At 58.5% G+C, this 18,740-nt stretch carries 18 protein-coding genes; 11 read left to right on the plus strand and 7 right to left on the minus strand.

The genetic code is table 11. The annotated features are described in order from the left end of the window. Positions 1 to 546 precede the first annotated feature (546 nt). The 6 genes from WNY61_RS18650 (at position 547) to WNY61_RS18675 (ending at position 4,710) form a co-directional block, all read left to right on the plus strand. On the plus strand, positions 547 to 1,026 hold the full coding sequence (locus tag WNY61_RS18650) for a CIA30 family protein (RefSeq protein ID WP_342852942.1): 480 nt from the start codon (positions 547 to 549) through the stop codon (positions 1,024 to 1,026). 810 nt (positions 1,027 to 1,836) lie between these two features. Beyond that, the gene (locus tag WNY61_RS18655) at positions 1,837 to 2,178 is read left to right on the plus strand and encodes a hypothetical protein (protein ID WP_342852943.1); all 342 of its coding nucleotides are present in this window, start codon (positions 1,837 to 1,839) and stop codon (positions 2,176 to 2,178) included. Further along, positions 2,172 to 3,470, plus strand: a complete 1,299-nt coding sequence (locus WNY61_RS18660) for a hypothetical protein (RefSeq protein ID WP_342852944.1) — start codon at positions 2,172 to 2,174, stop codon at positions 3,468 to 3,470. Before WNY61_RS18655 ends, WNY61_RS18660 begins: the two co-directional genes overlap by 7 nt. After that, a complete protein-coding gene (locus tag WNY61_RS18665) occupies positions 3,421 to 3,693 on the plus strand; it encodes a hypothetical protein (RefSeq protein ID WP_342852945.1) in 273 nt (90 codons plus the stop codon). Before WNY61_RS18660 ends, WNY61_RS18665 begins: the two co-directional genes overlap by 50 nt. Positions 3,694 to 3,695: 2 nt before the next feature. Further along, positions 3,696 to 3,959, plus strand: coding sequence for a hypothetical protein (locus tag WNY61_RS18670; protein WP_342852946.1), 264 nt, complete (start codon positions 3,696 to 3,698; stop codon positions 3,957 to 3,959). Positions 3,960 to 4,413: 454 nt separating this feature from the next. Next, positions 4,414 to 4,710, plus strand: coding sequence for a hypothetical protein (locus tag WNY61_RS18675; RefSeq protein ID WP_342852947.1), 297 nt, complete (start codon positions 4,414 to 4,416; stop codon positions 4,708 to 4,710). A 177-nt stretch (positions 4,711 to 4,887) separates the two neighbouring features. Here WNY61_RS18675 and WNY61_RS18680 read toward each other — a convergent pair whose 3' ends face one another. From WNY61_RS18680 to WNY61_RS18690, 3 genes are all read right to left on the minus strand, one after another. Beyond that, entirely contained in the window at positions 4,888 to 6,135 is a 1,248-nt protein-coding gene (locus tag WNY61_RS18680) for a type II toxin-antitoxin system HipA family toxin (RefSeq protein WP_342852948.1), read from the minus strand. Between the two features lie 3 nt (positions 6,136 to 6,138). After that, positions 6,139 to 6,402, minus strand: a complete 264-nt coding sequence (locus tag WNY61_RS18685; RefSeq protein WP_342852949.1) for a helix-turn-helix domain-containing protein — start codon at positions 6,400 to 6,402, stop codon at positions 6,139 to 6,141. A gap of 259 nt (positions 6,403 to 6,661) precedes the next feature. Continuing rightward, positions 6,662 to 7,810, minus strand: a complete 1,149-nt coding sequence (locus tag WNY61_RS18690; RefSeq protein ID WP_342852950.1) for a DUF4214 domain-containing protein — start codon at positions 7,808 to 7,810, stop codon at positions 6,662 to 6,664. A gap of 436 nt (positions 7,811 to 8,246) precedes the next feature. On the opposite strand from WNY61_RS18690, the gene WNY61_RS18695 reads away from it, so the two are divergent. Continuing rightward, positions 8,247 to 9,695 carry a mannose-1-phosphate guanylyltransferase/mannose-6-phosphate isomerase gene (locus tag WNY61_RS18695; RefSeq protein WP_342852951.1) on the plus strand — a complete coding sequence of 483 codons (1,449 nt, stop codon included), beginning with the start codon at positions 8,247 to 8,249 and terminating at the stop codon, positions 9,693 to 9,695. Between the two features lie 584 nt (positions 9,696 to 10,279). On the opposite strand, the gene WNY61_RS18700 is transcribed toward WNY61_RS18695, so the two are convergent. The 4 genes from WNY61_RS18700 to WNY61_RS18715 are packed head-to-tail and all read right to left on the minus strand — an operon-like array spanning position 10,280 to position 13,884. Continuing rightward, on the minus strand, positions 10,280 to 11,032 hold the full coding sequence (locus WNY61_RS18700; RefSeq protein WP_342852952.1) for an SDR family oxidoreductase: 753 nt from the start codon (positions 11,030 to 11,032) through the stop codon (positions 10,280 to 10,282). Further along, positions 11,029 to 12,345, minus strand: coding sequence for a TRAP transporter large permease (locus WNY61_RS18705; protein ID WP_342852953.1), 1,317 nt, complete (start codon positions 12,343 to 12,345; stop codon positions 11,029 to 11,031). The genes WNY61_RS18700 and WNY61_RS18705 overlap by 4 nt, the downstream gene beginning before the upstream one ends. Beyond that, positions 12,338 to 12,829, minus strand: coding sequence for a TRAP transporter small permease (locus WNY61_RS18710; protein ID WP_342852954.1), 492 nt, complete (start codon positions 12,827 to 12,829; stop codon positions 12,338 to 12,340). Before WNY61_RS18710 ends, WNY61_RS18705 begins: the two co-directional genes overlap by 8 nt. 53 nt (positions 12,830 to 12,882) lie before the next feature. Next, complete coding sequence (locus tag WNY61_RS18715; RefSeq protein WP_342852990.1) at positions 12,883 to 13,884, minus strand: DctP family TRAP transporter solute-binding subunit; 1,002 nt, start codon at positions 13,882 to 13,884, stop codon at positions 12,883 to 12,885. A gap of 130 nt (positions 13,885 to 14,014) precedes the next feature. Between WNY61_RS18715 and WNY61_RS18720 the strand changes: the two genes are divergently transcribed. The 4 genes from WNY61_RS18720 to WNY61_RS18735 are packed head-to-tail and all read left to right on the plus strand — an operon-like array spanning position 14,015 to position 18,378. After that, complete coding sequence (locus tag WNY61_RS18720) at positions 14,015 to 14,845, plus strand: IclR family transcriptional regulator (protein WP_342852955.1); 831 nt, start codon at positions 14,015 to 14,017, stop codon at positions 14,843 to 14,845. Beyond that, positions 14,845 to 16,014, plus strand: a complete 1,170-nt coding sequence (locus WNY61_RS18725; protein ID WP_342852956.1) for an acetyl-CoA acetyltransferase — start codon at positions 14,845 to 14,847, stop codon at positions 16,012 to 16,014. The genes WNY61_RS18720 and WNY61_RS18725 overlap by 1 nt, the downstream gene beginning before the upstream one ends. Beyond that, a complete protein-coding gene (locus WNY61_RS18730; protein WP_342852957.1) occupies positions 16,014 to 17,579 on the plus strand; it encodes an acyl-CoA synthetase in 1,566 nt (521 codons plus the stop codon). The genes WNY61_RS18725 and WNY61_RS18730 overlap by 1 nt, the downstream gene beginning before the upstream one ends. Next, positions 17,572 to 18,378, plus strand: coding sequence for a hypothetical protein (locus tag WNY61_RS18735; protein ID WP_342852958.1), 807 nt, complete (start codon positions 17,572 to 17,574; stop codon positions 18,376 to 18,378). Before WNY61_RS18730 ends, WNY61_RS18735 begins: the two co-directional genes overlap by 8 nt. The last annotated feature ends 362 nt before the right edge of the window (positions 18,379 to 18,740 follow it).

Consider the following 18,740-nt stretch of genomic DNA (forward strand, 5'->3'; position numbering starts at 1 on the left):
GATGGCGCTCGCCTCGCGAGTTCATCAAGGCCAAAACCGAAACCGCTTAGGTGTCCGGTGAAACAGGGGCCCGTCCACCAAGCAGATCAAATGTTTCGATTGATATGTAGGTCTATATCAAGATGAGCTATAGAGCATTGGGATGCAGAAACGCCTAATTTGCCGATGTGTGATGAAGTCAGATCAGTCGTCGAGACCCACATGAAGACAGTGCCAATCTGGGAAGAGCTTTCATAGGGCAAGGGGTTCCAGCCTCACCAGCAAAGCAGGGCGACAACTGCGCCTTAGCTTTCGGCGATTGGTATGTCTAAGATTTTTTGGACGTTCTCAAACAGGTCATTTGATCGTTCTGCGATCTTTGCCGCGGTCCAGCTGTCCTGCGCGCAAAGGCGTCCAAGTCGGCGCCGTTTAATCACCAATCCATCAAAAACCGGTGGCCTCAAATGAATGTGGAATGATACGTAGAGGCCAGAGCATACGCACTTCTAAAGTTTGCCTGTCCATAAGCGTGTGTCAGGATACGCGCGAACGGGAGAAACCTTAAAGATGATGCAGCTGGACCCAAAGTGGGAATTTGTTTCCGACACTGTCATGGGCGGTGTCTCAAGTGGGACTGTCACCAAAGAGATCACTGAGGGACGCGAAGCGACTGTTTTGCGCGGCGAGGTTTCGCTGGAAAACAACGGCGGGTTTATCCAGATGGCATTCGATCTGCGCGAAGATGGGTCGGAATTGGATGTGAGCGCGTGGGAGGGGCTAGAGGTGGCCGTCTGGGGGAACGGCGACACCTACGACATCCGTCTGCGCACCGCTCAACTCACCAAACCCTGGCAGTCTTATCGCGCTGATTTCGTGAGCGAACCGAAATGGCGAAACGTGAAGATCCCCTTCGCCTCCTTGAGCGCACATCGGGTGGACGCAGCGTTTGACCCATCATGTCTGAGGCGCATCGGTATATTAGCGATAGGACATGAATGCGAGGCTCTCGTCGCGGTCTCCAGCATCGGCTTTTACACCACGACTTAACGGCGCACAGGCAGCCAGACTTGCCGCATTGCCACCGGTATCTGATGGTCACCTGCTGCGGCGCGAACCCGTCGTGATAGGTGTGGTTTGTGCCGATGGGCAATGCGCGTTGTTGTCGGCCGTGTCGGCCGTGTCGGCCACGTTCCGCGTGGTTGAGGAGATGACAGTCAGTGCTTCGCTTTCGATCACTCTAGCGGAACTGGGCTCGCGCCATGCCAAGAGTATGTTGCGGCAGGGCAAAATCATCGACGGGTCCGGAGCAGCACGCCTGAGGAGGTGCCCCGTTCAGACGTCTCATTTGCTGCCAAAATCTTTATGACCTTTGCCCGGCTGCGGTGATGCTGCGGTCCATGCGTTCGTTTTTATGCGGCACGTCCGCGCCCCTCTGACGTAGGCTTGAAGCCTGCTTTGTCCGGGTGCGCTGTCGCGGTCCTTGCGCGCTTCTCTCAGCTTAGGATGCGATAGATTTTGATCTTGGACTACCCGCTCCCTTTGTCCGGGGATCAGGCGTTCGCGCCTTTTACATAGAGCTTTGACCAACCGTTGGTCTCTTGAGGGTCCACTTTGAACCACCCTTTGAGCCCCCCTTTGTCCGGGGTTTGCACCTGACCGATGCGAACCGGGCCGCCGCTTAAGGCCGCCCGCGGTGTTCGCCCCGCGGAAGTTTTGGGCGAGGGGGCGAATGGGTTATCCACATCTCTTGGGCGGGATGCCCGCGCTTTTTCTTTGGATCAGTTTTACCAGAACATAGGCTTTGAGGCATGCCGACGATCAAGGCCCCCCGGCTGGGCCCAATTTGAAAGAACTGCAATGCCACCCTGTGACAAAACCAAAAGACCCGAACGGCTGAAGGTCAATGTGTCACCTGCAGAGAAAGAGCTGCTGATGCAAAGGGCCGCCGCCGCGGGCCGCAGTCTTTCGGACTACCTTAGGCATGTGGGGCTTGGCGCCAGGGCAGGGGCCTCGGCGGTGCAGGTCATGCAGATGGTCGGGCTGCTTGAAGAAGGTCTGACGCTGCTGGAGCACATCGCAGATCAGCAGGACGCCGCGCAGGACGGCGGCTTGGTGATTTTGGCCCGCTTGCACCGGATCGAGCAGCTTCTTGTGATGTTGGCCCCGGTTCCTTTTGTTGCCCGGACATCGCCATGCTGATCGGTTGGTCCCCTCATCAGAACCCTACAGACCCGCATCAGCCCAGTGCCTATTTGCTTGACAGTCAGGTGATGAAGGCCGTCGGGAAGGCCCGGGTTTTGGAGGTCAGAGAGCCTGCGCCTGAACTTCTGCTGGGCCAGCCCAGCATCGTACAGAGCGCGATTTCCGCCCTGCGCTTCGAGCGGAAGTACCGCGTAGCGACCCTCTCCTTTGCCCCAACTGATATTGATGTGGCCGCGTTTAATGCGGGGGAGGTCACCGCGCGCAAGGCGGGAGCAGCGGCGATTGATCTCTTTTTAGAGATGGCCTTTGCCGGAGTGCCTGAGCCAACCCGCCCGCCGGTTTTTGCGGGCACTCATACGCATACTGGGCGTTTGGAAATCAACATTGTGATGCCGCGTTTTGTTTGGACGCCAGCCGGGGAACTGCGCAGCTATAACCCGTATCCGCCAATGAAGGGCAGCCGAGATGCTTGGGATGCTTTGGGCGATTTTCTGAACGAGACCTTTGGTTGGGAGAACCCGAGGTCCCCAGAAAAGGCGCGTGGGATAGCGGGACCTGACTGGCTGGAAAAACGGGTGGCGGCAGCACTGCGGCATAACGAGCAGTTCACCACGGCGATGCCAAAGCTCTTCATGTTGCAGGGCGCCAAGAGGATCGCAGCCTCCCGCCAAGGCCGGGACCGGGCGGGGTTCTTGTCTTTGATGGCAAAGGTGGGGGCCGCGGTGAAGTGTCACCTTGAGCTAAGACCGGGGGGAGCCATCGCTTTGGTTTCAGAAACAGACCCGCATCCGCTTGTGTTGCACGGCACATGTCTGGGGACAGGTGCCCCGGAAAAGAAAGCTTTGCCCCAACTGTGTGTACGAAGTGCTCTGTCGGCGCAGTGGCGCCGGCGCGCGGCTTGGAATGCCTCCCGGTACGCAAAAGATGCCTGGACCCTGGCCGAGCCCAGCTGGGCCGGGAGGGCCCAAGCGCCGCAGCGCGACCTGGCTTCATGCCACCCCGCCGTGCCCAGACCCGCGCAAGCGCCGCAGCGCTTTGCCACCGTCGCGTGCCGTTTCGCGGCAGAGCTGCGTCGTTTGCGCGAGCACTTGGCGCGGACCACGGCCCTTAGCCTGATCGAGACCTGCCTCGCTGCCTTTGACCGCCGGGCTTTACACCGCATCACAACCAGATTGGAGACATTTTCTTATGACCACAGCACTCTACAACACACAGGCGACAGCGCCCCTCGAGGCTTTGATGAAAGACCTTTGCAATCTTCTTCAGCAGGTGCTGGGTCAGCACGCTGAGCGGGAGGTGGCCGGACAGATCACGGCGCTCGTCTCGGAGCTGAGCGGCATTCGCCACGAGATGGAGCGGCACAGCCGCGCGCTCGAACAGGCAGCCCTGACGCTGAAAGAGGAGACAGCTGGGACGGGAGAGCAGCGGATGCTGGGGCAGGAGATCCAAGCGATCGCCCACGATATCGCTTGGATCAAGGCGCAGCTCTCCCAAGACGCCTTCGCGCCATAGACATGATCCGGACGCTGCGCGGCGCGGCACGGTCTGTCTTTGCGCAGCGCATCGCGATTGGCATGGACCATGAGGGGGGCTTTACCGTGGCCGGGCCGGAGTGGGGGATCGTCTTGGCGCAAAATGGGGAGATCATAGGGAGGGGCGAGCTGTCTCAAGAAAGCTATGAGGAATTTTTGCACGCGGTCTGCGACCGGCTGCAGATCTCACCGGACGCACTGCAGCCCCAGGAAGAGAACGCCATCGCGTTCTCGCCCAGCTTATGAGCGCCAGGCGATCTTTGCGCTAAAAGCTGCGACGGGTCGGGGGCGGCGCATAGTGGCCCGGTTCGGAAGACTTGGGTCTGCGGGAGAGGGGGCGATGTTTGTCCGGCTTTTTGACGCTGGGCGCGAAGGGGTTTGATGCATCATCAATTTGAACCGCAAGAAACGTCATATGAAGAAAGTTACACTGGCCGAAGTATTCTACGAAAAGGACGGGATCTAAATTCGGCCGCGCCATCCTGGAATCCCGTCTAGCATGTCGAATGCTTGGTCGCTCGACACGAGCGCCATGCCCATCTCGAGTGCGGTCACTCCGATCATTCATGTCGTTCGATCGAGATGTTCGGTGATGCACAGACCATGTGCGCTGCACTGCGGAAACAAACACGTCCCCGGCTACGTTCCTTTTCCAGAACGATGACCACGCGATGAAGGTCAAACATAAAAGGAACTGATTATGAAACATGTTATGACAACAGCTGCCGCCGCCCTTATTTCCACCGCCGCCGCGGCCGACAACTCGACCTACTACAACGACCTCCGCCTAGATACGTCGATTGGCGCTGAAGCGGTCTATGGCGACAAGACCCGCACGCTCGCACCTGGTGAATCCACAAAGGCGAATGACATCACCTTCAGCACCGCGGATGGGACTTTCAACACCGATGCCGTATTGAGCAGCCGCAGCGATCTGCGCAGCCCAGGTGAAGGCTATATCTATGGCGGCTATGGTCAGGGTAACGACAGCCGGTAAGCTCACTTAAGTCGATTTCCCCTGCTGACTGCGGGGCATGAAGCAAAATGGCTCCCACCAAATGGCCCCGCCCCTACGGTAAATGTTGATGAGGAAATGTCTATAGCGCCGCCCCGAAAGGGGCGGCGCTATCCGTTCGGGTTCAGATATTGTCACCCCTTGGAATGACGCCGCGACCTATTTTTCCAGGGTGTTCAAGAGTGTTCTGCACTTGCGGTCTATATCCTCCGCAACGCTCTCTATGATCCCATGGGTTCCTGCCGGCATGGCTGCGATATCTCCCTCCGTTGCGCGCAGTTCGTTCCGAACCTTATGGATCAGATACTCTACGCGGGCCAAGGCGCGTCTTGGTGCGAGACCACAGGCCTCTGCTTCGCGGCTCCAATGGCGCTCTTCGATGTAGTCGCCTACGCGTTTGCCACCTATGTCGAGAGCCAGGTTCCGCGTGATATTAGGCCAGACCCCAGCACATATCACGTCGTAGATGGGGGCGAGTGTCACACCTTCTGATGACAGAAGCAGGGAGTGGTTCTTGAGGTGGGCGTCGGTATTCCCGCACAGGACGTTGAACACCAGCATGTCCCACATCTGCATGACCTGAGAGCCGCCACCCACTTCGCGGAGTCGATCCATCATGCGCGAAAAGTTAGCTTTCGGACCGCGATACTGCGAATGCTGGTATTTGGCGCCAGGCGGCAGTCCGAGGGCCTGGCAGAAGTCTTCCTGATGCAAGCGGCGCAGCAGGTCTCCATCCGGTGCTCGATCATACCTTTCCACAAGGAGGAATTGTCGCTCTCCGGCTTGTCCTGTGGTGACGACCGGCACAGACAGTCCGACGCGGCGAGCGAGGGTCAAGCAGAAGGCCTCGTTGTGTACGCTGCCCCAGAGGCGGCCCGGGTTATCTGGCTTCAAAATATGGCTGGAAGGAGCACCATCTACGGGGATGCCAAGCCGGCCGTCTTCGAGCAGACGGACAGAGAGTTTCGTCTGCACGCCCGCTAAAGACATAGAGACCCCCTCCTCGCCTGCCAGGAACGGTTTGGCTGGCAGTTCGTTCAGAATTTTCTCGAGCGCGGCGTCCGTATTGATTGGAATAACTGTATCACCGGGGGTGCCCCTCTGAGCGAAGGAAAGCGCCCCTGATGTATCCCGGCCGACCCGTTCGAGCAGGGCCAGGACATCGGTGTGTGAAACGTCGAGGATGCGGGCCATCATACGGAGTGCGTCCGCGTCTTCCGGCAGGAGGTTGATCAGCCATGGCGCGAGGATGTCCCACCCGACGGGCTGCTCCATCATGGGAAGGGTCGTCGAAATCGGAAAGGCGCCGGGCAGGGAAAGCCAAGCGGGATCGTACCGAAATACTGGTGATGGAGAGGCCGCCGTATCGATCCTGCCGACCAGGTATTTTTCGAAGAAGATGTCCATGGGCTACGCCTTCGGAAGAGAGGAAGATGGCGTAATTCGGCGCCCTTCGAAGAGGATGGAAATGTTGATACCCAGGGCTTCGGCGGCCGCCAGGGATGGGCCAAGATAGCTGGTGCCCTTTCCGCGCTCCAGTTCGCTGATGAAGCGTCTGTTGGTTCCGATCATGGATGCGAGATCATCCTGAGTATAGCCTAGCGTCTTGCGGCGGGCGCGGACGTGCTCGCCAAACTGCCGGGCCAGACGTTGTTCTGCGGGCTTCAATTCCATGACAGATACCTTTGATACAGATCGGTAACTTTGGTGCAGTCAAATGCACAATGTTACCATCCTGTATCTTTTGCAAAAATCCTGGAGAAATGCTACAAGTGTGTATCATTATTCAATGAGGCTCTATTCTCACAGGAACGTCCTGATGCTTCTGGCCTGGCAACGGCGGCAGTGCGCGCCAGGTCGGGCAGCCGGCTCTGACGGTTAGGTCGTTGAAGCCTCTTTGACTACGGCTGTAACAGGTGCCGCGCGCGGGGGCTCAGACGTACCAGATGCCGTCATCGACGGCCGCGGCGACTTTGATGATATTTTCCTGCGAGTCTGAGAAATGCTGCAGCATCACAGATCGGCTTAGACCGTTGTCTTGTTGATCCTGCCAAAAATCAAAACCGGCGTGATCCGGGTCGCGGTCGAGAATGTTATTATAAAGGAGGGTCAGGAAGGCGTCGTTGTCGACATTTGCCGCGCCGCCATATGTGGTGTCGAACTCTTCGGAGGCAATGAAGTGGCCTGCCATTTCCTCGTGGGTGACGGTGCCCATATCGAAATGCCGGATCCAGAACCCCAGTCCTTCAGGATCAGGAGCGCGATCAAAGGCAGCTTGATAGAGCCTATAGGTGGTGCCGGCATTTCCATCCGTGTCAAAGGCGAGAGACCCGTCATCAAACTGCAGCCGTTCGACGTTTTGCAACTCCTGCGTGAGGCCTGTGTTAGACGCATAAACCTCAATATTAAGCGCATTGTCATCTGTCACGCTGTAGAGGCTCAGGGCGCCCTCAAAGCGGACGGTATCAAGGCCGGCTTGGCCATTGATGACATCCGCGGCCTTTGAGGCCACCAGCAGATCGTCTTGCGCGGTGCCCCACAGTCTTGCGCCATACATAAGCTGCGCGCCTTCGATGTCATGATGTGTCAGATCGGGCTGGGATTTGAGGGTGGGATACATGATGGTGTCAGGATCATCGGTATGCAGCAGACCCATGGTATGGCCGATCTCATGCAGGGCCGTGGTGTAGAGGTTCACGGCCCCGCCGGGGGCTGTTTTGCTCGTGGACCAGTTTTCCGCCAGATCAAACCGAATTTTTGCCTCGGTGACGCTGTAGAGCGTCGAGCTTGTCTTGCTAAGGTAGGACTGCGCCGTGCCGATCACGCCGTAAGCCCCGTCAATATTGTCCCAGCCGAGGCGCAGATCGCTTTGAGCGCCGTCGGCCACCTCGACAAAATTGATGTTTGCGACGTTTTCCCACGCCTGAAACGCATCGCGGATCAGCGCTTGGTAGAGCGGGTTTGATATGTCACGCGCGAAGGCAGAGCCGGCGCCCGGGGAGGCGAAACTCCAGGTGACGGTGCCGCCCGAATGCCCCTGTTCTCCAAAGCCCCATTTATAGTCAGCCAAGGTATAGCTCATGTCGTGAGGGCCTCTTTTTATGCGTTGCAACGGATCGTTTTGGTGGAGGAGAACCGGATGCCTAGAAAGAACCCGGGAGGTGCGCAAAGCAGCATAAGCCGCTTTGCCTTTTATTGGGGGTGCTCAGTACTCCGGCGCAGGTGGTGGAGCAAGGGAGCGACGCGGGTTTGGGGACCCAGGCGCGGATGTTGGCGCAATGTCGCCGAAGGGGGTCTTGGGGGGTGCTGAAGGCAAAGCTGCTTCCTCGTGCGGATCATGTGCGGGTAAGTTGGAAATTTGATGTGTCATCGCAGGGGCACGGGTGTGTTTGTTTTGTGGGCTTTGAACCGCGCGTCCATGAACGGGGCTGGAAGTACGGCTGTGCGGGAATTATGATTGGTTTGCCGGCCCCCAGGCTGTCTTTCATTGCTAACTTGCGCGTCCAAAGGATATTTTCATGACCCATATTGTGCACCCAATCCTGTTGGCCGGAGGGTCTGGCACCCGGCTTTGGCCGCTGTCGCGCAAAAGCTATCCTAAGCAGTTTGCCAAATTGATGGGGGAGCGCAGCTTGTTTCAGGCGTCGGCCAAACGGTTGGCTGGGGAGGGGTTTGCGGCCCCGGTGATCCTGACCGGCGCGGATTATCGCTTTGTGGTGACAGAACAATTGGCCGCAGTGGAGATAGCACCTGCCGGCATTCTTATTGAGCCCGAGGGGCGCAACACCGCACCTGCGATCCTTGCTGCCGCCCTGGAACTTGCCGCCCGCGCGCCCGAAGCGCTGATGCTGGTGGCGCCCTCGGATCATGTGATCCCTGAGGCGGAAAGCTTCCGCGCGGCGGTTCAGGCGGCGACCATCGCAGCCCTTGAGGGCCAGCTGGTGACCTTCGGCATCCGCCCCGACCGGGCAGAGACTGGCTATGGCTGGCTTGAAATGAGCCAAGCGCCCTCGGCTGATTTTGCCTCTGAGCCACAGCCGCTGAAGGGATTTGTGGAAAAGCCCGACAGCGCCACCGCGGAGGCGCTGCTCAACGGGGGGCAGCATTTGTGGAATGCGGGAATTTTCCTCTTCTCGGTCAAGACGATCATTGCGGCCTTTGAGGCGCATGCCCCTGAGATGTTGGCTTTGGTGCGCGCCTCTGTAGACCAGGCCGAGCAAGATCTTGGTTTCACCCGGCTGGCGCCCGGGCCTTGGGGCCAGGTAGAGGATATCTCCATCGACTATGCCGTGATGGAGAAAGCTGAAAACCTCAGCGTTGTTCCCTATGGCGGGGCGTGGTCGGATTTGGGCGGCTGGGATGCGGTCTGGCGCGAGACCGGTCCGGATGAGGCGGGCGTGGTGGCCTCGGCTTCCGCCACGGCCATCGATTGTCATGACACAATGCTGCGCGCCGAAGACCCAAGCCAGCAATTGGTTGGCATCGGGTTGCGCGACATCATTGCGGTGGCCATGCCCGACGCGGTGCTGGTGGCGCATAAAGACCGTGCCCAGGATGTCAAAAAAGCGGTCGCGGCTCTTAAGGCCAAAGGGGCCTCTCAAGCTGAAACGCTTCCGAAGGATTTTCGCCCTTGGGGCTGGTTTGAATGTCTCGTGTCGGGTTCCCGCTTTCAAGTGAAGCGCATTACGGTCCATCCCGGGGCCGCCCTCAGCCTGCAGAGCCATCATCACCGCTCAGAGCATTGGATCGTCGTCGAAGGCACGGCCAAGGTGACGATCGGAGAAGAGGTGAAGCTCGTGACCGAGAACCAGTCTGTCTATATTCCTTTGGGCGCGACCCACCGGATGGAGAACCCCGGCAAGGTGCCAATGGTGCTCATTGAAGTGCAGACCGGGAGCTATCTCGGCGAAGACGACATTATCCGCTATGAAGATGTCTATGCCAGAGGGCAGGGCGCCAAAGGCTGACAGGCAGAAGAGGGGCTGGGTGCTTGCCTTATCGCCAGAAGGAATGGATCTCTTGCGGCCTAGGAAATCGTGTTGAGTATTAGGTCCTCGGCCAATTTTCGCACAGCGCACCAAATGCGACGCGACGGACAGGAAACGACCTTTGCGGTTTTCCTGTTCAGCGCAATACTTGTGACAGGATCGACATGGTGTCGACCCTTGCAAACGCGAGTAACGATAGATGGCTACTGCACCTAAACCCCAGCCTAAGAAAAGCCCGCCTAAGCCTGGCGACAAGCCACAGCAGAAGTAAGCTCCATTTTCGAAACTGCATCTGCCGCCTCCGAATTGGGGGCGGCAGTTCTGTTAAGGGCCGACTCTACCGTTTGACCAATGTGGGTAGGTGCCGTTTCTACAACGAAGAAGCCTTTGCCAAAGCCTTCGAGGTTATGGGTTTTGAGGGCGCTGCGCTATCTGTTTGGCGCCTCAGATCCCCGTCCGTGTAGATGCAGCGATCCTGGGAGACTGACGATTGAAAGCCCAACCTCGGCCGTTTCGCCGGGGTTACCAGCCTTATTCTACGGGCCCCTCAATGGCATTGTGAATCACACCCTCAACGCAGGCAGCCTGACGCCGGTTGCATCAAACCCGCCATCGGAGGCCACAACCTGACCTGTAACATAGCTGGCTCGCTCGCCGGCTAGAAAGCAGATGACTTCTGCGATTTCCCGCTCCGTTCCATATCGGTTAAGCGGTATCGCGTCATGGTAGGCGGCACGTATTTCAGGAGAGTGTACGGCCAGCGCAAGTTTTGTTTCCACTGGACCGGGACAAACGCAGTTTGCACGGATTCCGACCTCTCCCAGTTCCGCGGCTTGCTGCTTGGTGAGATGGATGACGGCAGCTTTGGAGGTGCCATAGGCAACGCGCAACGTCGAGGCGCGCAAGCCTGAAATCGAGGCAATGTTGATGATGGCGCCGCCGCGTACCGACAAGAGGGGCAGGCAGGCCTGCGACATCAGAAAAACGCCATCAAGATTTGTATCCATAACACGCCGCCAGCAGGCGAAATCGGTTTCGGCCAGCGGTCCAAAGTCCGCAACGCCCGCGTTGTTTACCAGAATGTCGAGGCGCCCATATGTGTGTTCGACCTCTGCAATAGACTGCGCGACGTGCTGGGGGATCGACACGTCACAGGTCAGGGACAAAGCGCCGGGCAGGGTGGCCGCCGCAGTTGCAAGCTCATCCGCATCGCGGTCAAGCATCACGACGCGTCTGCCCTCCGCGTGCAAAAGAGACGCAGTCGCGAGACCGATGCCGCGTGCGGCACCTGTGACGAGAGCAACGGTATCGTTCATTTCAGGACCTCAGGCAGAAATAGGGACAGGGCAGGGACCGCCGCTACGATGGCAAGGCCGATGACGCTGATGGCGAGAAACGGCAATGCGGCACGCGCAATGCGCTCCAAGGGCTGTCGCGTGATGTTTGCAGCGACGTAAAGATTGATCCCGACGGGCGGCGTGATGAGACCAATGGCAAGGTTTACCATCACCAGCACGCCGAACCATACCGGGTCCCATCCCAATTCACGCACCACTGGCATAAAAATTGGAAGAGAGATAAACATCACCGTGACAGGGTCCATGAACATGCCTGCGATCAGTAGGATTAGCATGATGACCATCAAGATCACCCCGCCATTGTCCGACAGGCCGAGCAACTGGCCGGAGTATTGTCCAACGAGGTCTTCGACGGTTACGACCCAACCGAACAGGCTTGCATAGGCGACCACCAGCATGACTACGGCGGAGGATGAAGCGGCTTCGGTTAGGGCGTCATAGAGGGCACGGATTGTCAGCGTGCGGTAGGCAAAGGCGCCGACAGCTATGGCATAAACTGTCGCGACCAGGGCCGCTTCGGTTGGGGTGAAAATACCGGAATAAATACCGCCGAGGATGACCACAGGCGTCATAAGGCCCCAGAAGGACTCGCGAAAGCTTCGCCCTAGATCGCGCCAGTAACCGTTGCTGGGGGGTGCGGGCGAAAGCTTGTCCAGCCCCTCCCGGTTGGACGACTTGATGAAGGGCAGAACGACCAGCATCAGCAATCCCATGAAGAGGCCGGGTATAATTGCTGCGATAAAAAGAGCGGAGATCGAGGTCTCGGCGATAACGCCATAGATCACGAGGCCGATGGAGGGCGGGATCACAATAGAGAAGGCAGCCCCCGTGCAGACCAGAGCGGCAGCCGCGGCGCGGGGGTAGCCATCTTCTTCCATTCCTTTGATGATCATAGGGCCAATAGCCGCCACAGAGGCAGGGCCAGAGCCTGAAACAGCCCCCCAAAAGAGGCAAACCACCGTGCCGACGACGCCCATGCCACCGGGAAGGTTGCCGATCAGGATGCGGAAAAAACGGATCATGCGCTCGGCAATTCCCAGCGTTCCCATCAGCGTCCCTGCGAGAATGAAAAAGGGGATGGCCAGCAAAGCGTATTTGGCGATGCCAGTGGCGATCAGGTCTCCTGCAAGCTCAAAGCCGAAGCCGATTTGCCACATCGCATACATGGCCGATAAGCCGAGCGCGAATGCCACCGGCACGCGCAGCGCCATCAGCACAAAGAAGGCAACGATCATTTGGGTACCGGCACCCATATTCAGGAGGTCAGACACTTGGGGTCGCCTGTGGTGTTTGCTGTGGCGGGTGCCACGTCTCTGCCGCATGCTGCAGATAGCGAATAATGATAAGGCCAAAGCCAAAGGGCAGGCCGATTTGATACCACCATGCGGGCACGCCGAGGGCATAGCTTCGGATGCCGCTCTCTAGTTGGTTCATCAAGGTGGCCCCAGAAAACCAAGCGGAAGCTGCAAGCAACGAGACTGAAAGGATCACCGAAAGCACGAACACTGCCCGGGCGGCAGGGCGGGGCAAAAAATCTTGCACAATCGTTACCGCCAAATGCTGGCCCCGCCGTGCGGCAATTGCAGCGCCGAAGACGGTCAACAACAGAAAGCCGTTGGTCAGCAGCTCTTCTGAGGCTGCAAAGGAATAATGCGTGGCGTAGCGGACGACGACGTTAATGAAGCCGATGAGCGTCATGCCAGCAAACAGCAGGGCGCAGATGATCTTTTCGAATTCTCGCAGCAAAAACCGCATGGCTTTGACCCTCCCCGGATCGGCACGGCCCTTTGAAGGGCCGTGCCTTAGCTTTAGTTCGCGGGTGTCGCCGCGATCGCGTCTTGAAAGCTGCCGACGATGTCGGTACCGACTTTAGCGGCCCAAGTGTCGAACGCAGGTTTGGTCGCTTCGCGAAAGGCGGTTAGCTCTTCGTCGGAAGGCTCGTAGACGTCCATTCCCTTATCGCGCAGGAATGCGATGCCCTCCGCGGTGCCTTCGCGCGTGATTTCGCGCTGATATTCCATGGCCTCGGTCGCCGCCGCGCGCATCATCTCTTGGGTGTCTGCATCCAGATCTGCCCAAATCTCGGCCGAGACCCCAAGGAAGATCGGATCATAGGAATAGTGCCAAGCGGTCAGATGTTTTTGCACCTCAAAAACCTGCTGGGGAATGATCACGGCCCCGATTGGATTTTCCTGCCCGTCAACGACGCCCTGCTGAAGTGCGGTCATCGTTTCGCCCCATTGCATCTGCTGGGGGTTGGCGCCGAGGGCATTCATCACGTCGATGTACATGGGCCCGGCCACGCGCATGTTGAGTCCCTTCATGTCCTCGGGGGTTTTGATCGGGCGGACGTTGTTGGTGACTTCGCGAAACCCATTTTCGCCCCAAGCCAGCACTTCGATGCCCTTTTCGCGCAGAATGTCTTCAAGCAGCTTTGCCGGCGCACCTTGGGTGGTCGCATCCACCTGAGCGTAGTTGGCATAGAGGTAGGGCAGCGAGAAGACAGCCATTTCAGGCACCAAGGGGGTCACGTTAATTGCCGAGGTGACAACGAGATCAAGCGCGCCGCGGCCCACCATTTCGGCCTGTTTCATCTGGTCGCCGCCGGACAGCTGCGCATTGGGAAAGACGCGAACATCGTAGGCGCCGTCGGTTTTTTCGGACAGAAGCTCGCCAAATTTCTCGGCACCCTTGTGCCAAGTTGTCGTGTCGCCAGTGTTATGCGACAGGCGTAGGGTTTCGGCACTTGCGGCGGTGCCGGACAAAACTGTAGTGGCTAAAATTGCGGCCAAGGCGGCCTTTGAAATCATTTTCACGGTGGTTCCTCCCTCATTGAACCACAATGTGGAACAGAGTTCGACGTTTCGGGCAAGATATTTCTTGCAATCGTGCTTAGAATGCGCAGGTCTTTAGGGCCATGCTAAGGCGAATGAAGAGATCGTGGTCCATATTGTGAGAAATGACGAACAGTCAGCGCCCGCCAGCGGCAGCCAAGCGGTGGATCGCGCCTTGGCGCTGCTGCAAATTACAGGCCGCGCCGTTGGGCGGGGGGTGGCGCTGTCGGAGTTGATCGCGGCCTCTGGTCTGGGCAAACCCACGGTGCGGCGGTTGATGCTTGCGTTGATCCGGCGCGGGTTGGTGGAACAGGACGGGTCCACGCGGCTCTATCATTTGGGGGAGGAAAGCTATGTGCTCGGCATCTTGGCGACCCCGCGCCATGGACTTTTGGAAACGGCTGCCGATGCTCTCGTGCGTTTGGCCAAAGCAAGTGGCGACACCGCCTTTGTGAGTATGCGGCGCGGGTCCGACGCCGTCTGTCTATACCGCGAGGAGGGCGCGTTTCCGATACGCACCCATGCACTGGAAACGGGCGCGCAGCATCCTCTTGGGATTGGGGCGGGCTCGCTGGCCATGCTAAGCGCGCTGCCCGATGCGGAAATTGAAGCCCTGTTGGCGGACAACGCCGATAGGCTGGTCTCGGACTACCCGAACTACACTGCTGAACTGCTGCGCAGTGACGTGGCGATGACACGCGCCCGCGGGTTTGCGTTAAACCCCGGCCGCATCGTGGCTGGCAGCTGGGGCGTTGGCATGGCCTTGCGGCGCCCTGATGGGTCCGTTGCCGGGGCTTTGTCCCTTGCCGCCATTGAGAGCCGAATGCAGCCGCCCCGTGACGCAGAACTGGCAGCTTTGCTGGAACATGAAGCGCGAGACATTGAAGCCCGTCTGGCGCGACGAATGCCACTTTCAAATTCACCGAAGGATTTATGATGAGCGACCCTTATATCGTGGGCTGGGCCCATAGCGCTTTTGGCCGCAGTGATGCCCCGGACACGGAGGCATTGATGGCGGAGGTCACTGGTCCTGCGTTAACGCATGCGGGGGTCGCCGCTGGGGACGTCGACGGTATTTTCGTGGGCGTGTTCAACAATGGTTTTTCAGATCAGGATTTCCAAGGCGCCTTGGTCGGCATGGGCAATGACGCCCTTTCGCGTGTGGCGGCCACCCGTTACGAAAATGCCTGTGCCACAGGCTCCGCAGCATTGCATGGGGCAATGGATTTTATCGCAAGCGGCCGGGGCAAAATTGCACTTGTGGTCGGCGCTGAGAAGATGACCGCCACACCGGGCGTGGAAGTGGGTGATATCTTGCTTGGCGCCTCTTACCGTCGCGAAGAGGCAGAGGTGCGCGGCGGCTTTGCGGGGCTTTTCGGCCAGATTGCCGGAAATTATTTCCAGCGCTATGGCGATCAGTCCGAAACACTGGCGATGATCGCTGCTAAAAACCACCATAATGGGATGCAAAACCCATTCGCCCATATGCAGCGAAACTTTGATGTCGCCTTTTGCAATACTGTCTCAGAGAAGAATCCGTTGGTTGCAGGCCCATTGCGGCGTACCGATTGTTCGCTGGTGTCGGATGGGGCCGCGGCGATCGTGCTTGCGGCGCCTGAAGTTGCGGCTGAGCTGCAGCGGGCAATCCGCTTTCGGGCGCGGAGCCACACCAACGAACCTCTGGCGCTGTCGCGCCGGGAGATCACCCGTTTTGATGGCGCGCGCAGGGCGTGGGAGCAGGCTTTCGCCGCCAGCGGCGTAGCGCTTGATGACCTGAGCTTGGTGGAAACGCATGACTGTTTCACTGTCGCGGAGCTCTTGGAATATGAGGCGATGGGGCTGACCGAGCCGGGTCAAGGGGCGCGCGCGATCCGCGAAGGCTGGACCGCCAAAGACGGGCGTCTGCCGGTGAACCCATCAGGGGGTCTGAAGTCTAAGGGACACCCCATCGGAGCGACCGGCGTTTCAATGCATGTCATGGCGGCGATGCAGCTGATGGGCGAAGCAGGAGGTATGCAAGTTCCCGATGCTGAGCTCGCTGGCGTCTTTAATATGGGCGGGGCCGCTGTGGCGTCTTATGCTTCGATCCTCGAACGGGTGACCTAATGCAGCCTATCTCAGCCCGGGTCATGAACCTTTCGCAATTCTTGACCGATGCCGCGCGGCGACAGTCGGAAGACATCGGCCTTGTTTGGGGAGAGGCGACCTGGACCTGGTCTGAATTGGAGGCGCGCGCGACAGCTTTTGCTGCCGCCCTTCGGGACCGCTATGGAATGCGCAAGGGCGACCGGTTGCTGGTGCAATCTGCCAATTGCAATCAAATGTTTGAGGCCGCCTTTGCCTGCTGGAAACTTGGCTGTGTCTGGGTGCCTGCAAATTTTCGTCAAACCCCAGAAGATGTCGCTTGGCTTGCGGCCTCCTCTGGCGCGAAGGGATTGCTGGTGGGGGCTGAGTTTGCAGAGCATATTGCCGCCTGCGATGGTCTGGACTTCACCGTGCGTATCGGCGGTACAGGACATGACGATTACGACGGGCTCGTCATGGAATTTGCGGCGGCAACAGTCACCCCAGCCCCCGTGGACCGCGACGATCCGGCATGGTTTTTCTTTACCTCTGGGACAACCGGAAAACCAAAGGCCGCAGTGCTGACCCATGGCCAGCTGGCGTTCGTCGTGACCAACCATCTGTGTGATTTGATGCCGGGGACGGGCCCTCAAGATGCCTCTATTGTGGTAGCACCTCTGTCACATGGCGCAGGGATCCACCAGCTGACGCAAGTGGCCCATGGGGTAAAGACCGTTCTTCCCGGTGGGGGCAAATTCGATCCCGCCGAGATCTGGCGTCTGGTTGCGAGATGGCGCATCACAAATGCATTCACTGTGCCTACGATCGTAAAGCTATTGGTCGAGCATCCTTCTGTGAATGAACATGACCATTCCAGCCTGCGCTATGTGATATATGCGGGGGCCCCAATGTACCGCGCGGATCAAATCCGCGCACTTGAAGTGCTGGGGCCCGTCTTAGTGCAGTATTTTGGGCTGGGCGAGGTCACAGGCAATATCACCGTGTTGCCCCCCATCCATCATTCTGCGGATGATACCAACATGCGCATCGGCACTTGCGGCTTTGCCCGCACGGGGATGCAGGTGCAGGTCCAGGATGCTGAAGGACGTGAGGTGATGCCGGGTGAGACCGGGGAGGTTGCCGTTATTGGCCCGGCTGTATTTGCCGGGTACCACGACAATCCCCAGGCGAACGCCAAAGCGTTTCGAGATGGCTGGTTCCTCACCGGCGATCTTGGTCATATGGATGCTGAGGGGTTCCTTTATCTCACAGACCGGGCGTCTGACATGTATATTTCGGGTGGCTCCAACATCTACCCGCGCGAGATTGAGGAGAAAATCTTGCAACACCCCGCCATCAGCGAATGTGCCGTGCTGGGGATGCCGGATCCGACCTGGGGCGAAGTCGGTATCGCTGTCTGCGTCGCACGAGGGGAAGCACCCGATCCCACGGCCTTTCTGGCGTGGCTGGCCCCATTGGTGCCGCGCTACAAGACGCCTAAAACTGTCGTATTCTGGGAGGAGATGCCTAAGTCGGGCTATGGTAAGATCACCAAAAAGCTGATCCGGGCCGAGTTGACCGCGCGGGGGGAGATTGCGGATGTCTGAGGGGCGGACCTTGATCCATCCCGGTCCAGTTGCTGCAGATCGAATTACTGCAGTGTCCTGCATTGCAGTACACCAGCGCGTCACGCTGAAGGCGGGCTTGACGCTGTTGCAAGCGATGGTTGATGCCGTAGGAGAAGTCGGCGCTTGGTTTGACTTAGATAACGTATCGGTGGAGAAGCTGACATTCGTGCGTCCTGCCCCAGCACCGGACGACCGCCATGTGGCGTGGTATAGCGCGCAGACGGTGCTGACATCTGCGACGATCAAACGAGCGGGCTCACATCTGGGACGGCGGGACGGGGCAGCATTCGCCCACGTGCACGGTCTTTGGACTGACAGCAATGGAAGCCCTCATGCGGGACATCTGCTGGCCGAGGGCACGGTGCTATCGATGGATCACACCGTTGATGTCTGGGTATTGGAAGGTGCGCTTTTTGACATGAAGGCCGATGCGGAGACAGGCTTCACGCTATTTCATCCAGTCTCTATGGGGGCGGTGGAGCACCCTAACGCCACTCTTGCGACCATCCGACCCAATGAGTTGCTCGAGGAAGGTCTGGCAAAGTGCTCGGATGCAACAGGATTGCGTTTGCGGACCATCAAAGGTCTGGGCAGTCTGGTTCGCACTAAGTTGGAGGGGCATCCGACCTTGGAAGATGACGCCGCTGAAATTCTTCTAACAGGCGACGCCGGGCGGGGCGGGATCTCTGTGGGATTTGAGGGTCCGCCAAGCATTGGCAATCTGGCTTTGGGCGCGAACCGGGTGTGCGTGACTTTTGAAGTCCTCTTGTTGTCTTAAAAGCTCAAGGGACCGCATCACTATAACCCTGCACGACCAGCCTTAGGCGTCAAATAGGTGCTCTACGCCGAATTGTGTCACGGAAACTGCAAAATCTGGTGGTCTTCACGCGACACCAAGGCCGCTTATGGGCCTCCACCATCACCTTTTGTGGAGTTTACTGCAATCCGAAGACGCCTTAGAACGGGGCATATAGTTGCCAAGGGGAAAGACCCATGATCCGAACCATCTTAGTTAGTGATTACATTCAGGTTCAGGGTGCGTTTGTGCGCGCTTCGGACGATGGAAACATCGTTGTTTGCACTGGAGAGGGTAAGTTTGAAGGGCGTCCTATTGGGCATCCCGCCAAGCCGTCTTCACAT

Origin of the sequence: Sulfitobacter sp. AS92, from assembly GCF_038900015.1 — a bacterium.
GTDB lineage: Bacteria > Pseudomonadota > Alphaproteobacteria > Rhodobacterales > Rhodobacteraceae > Sulfitobacter.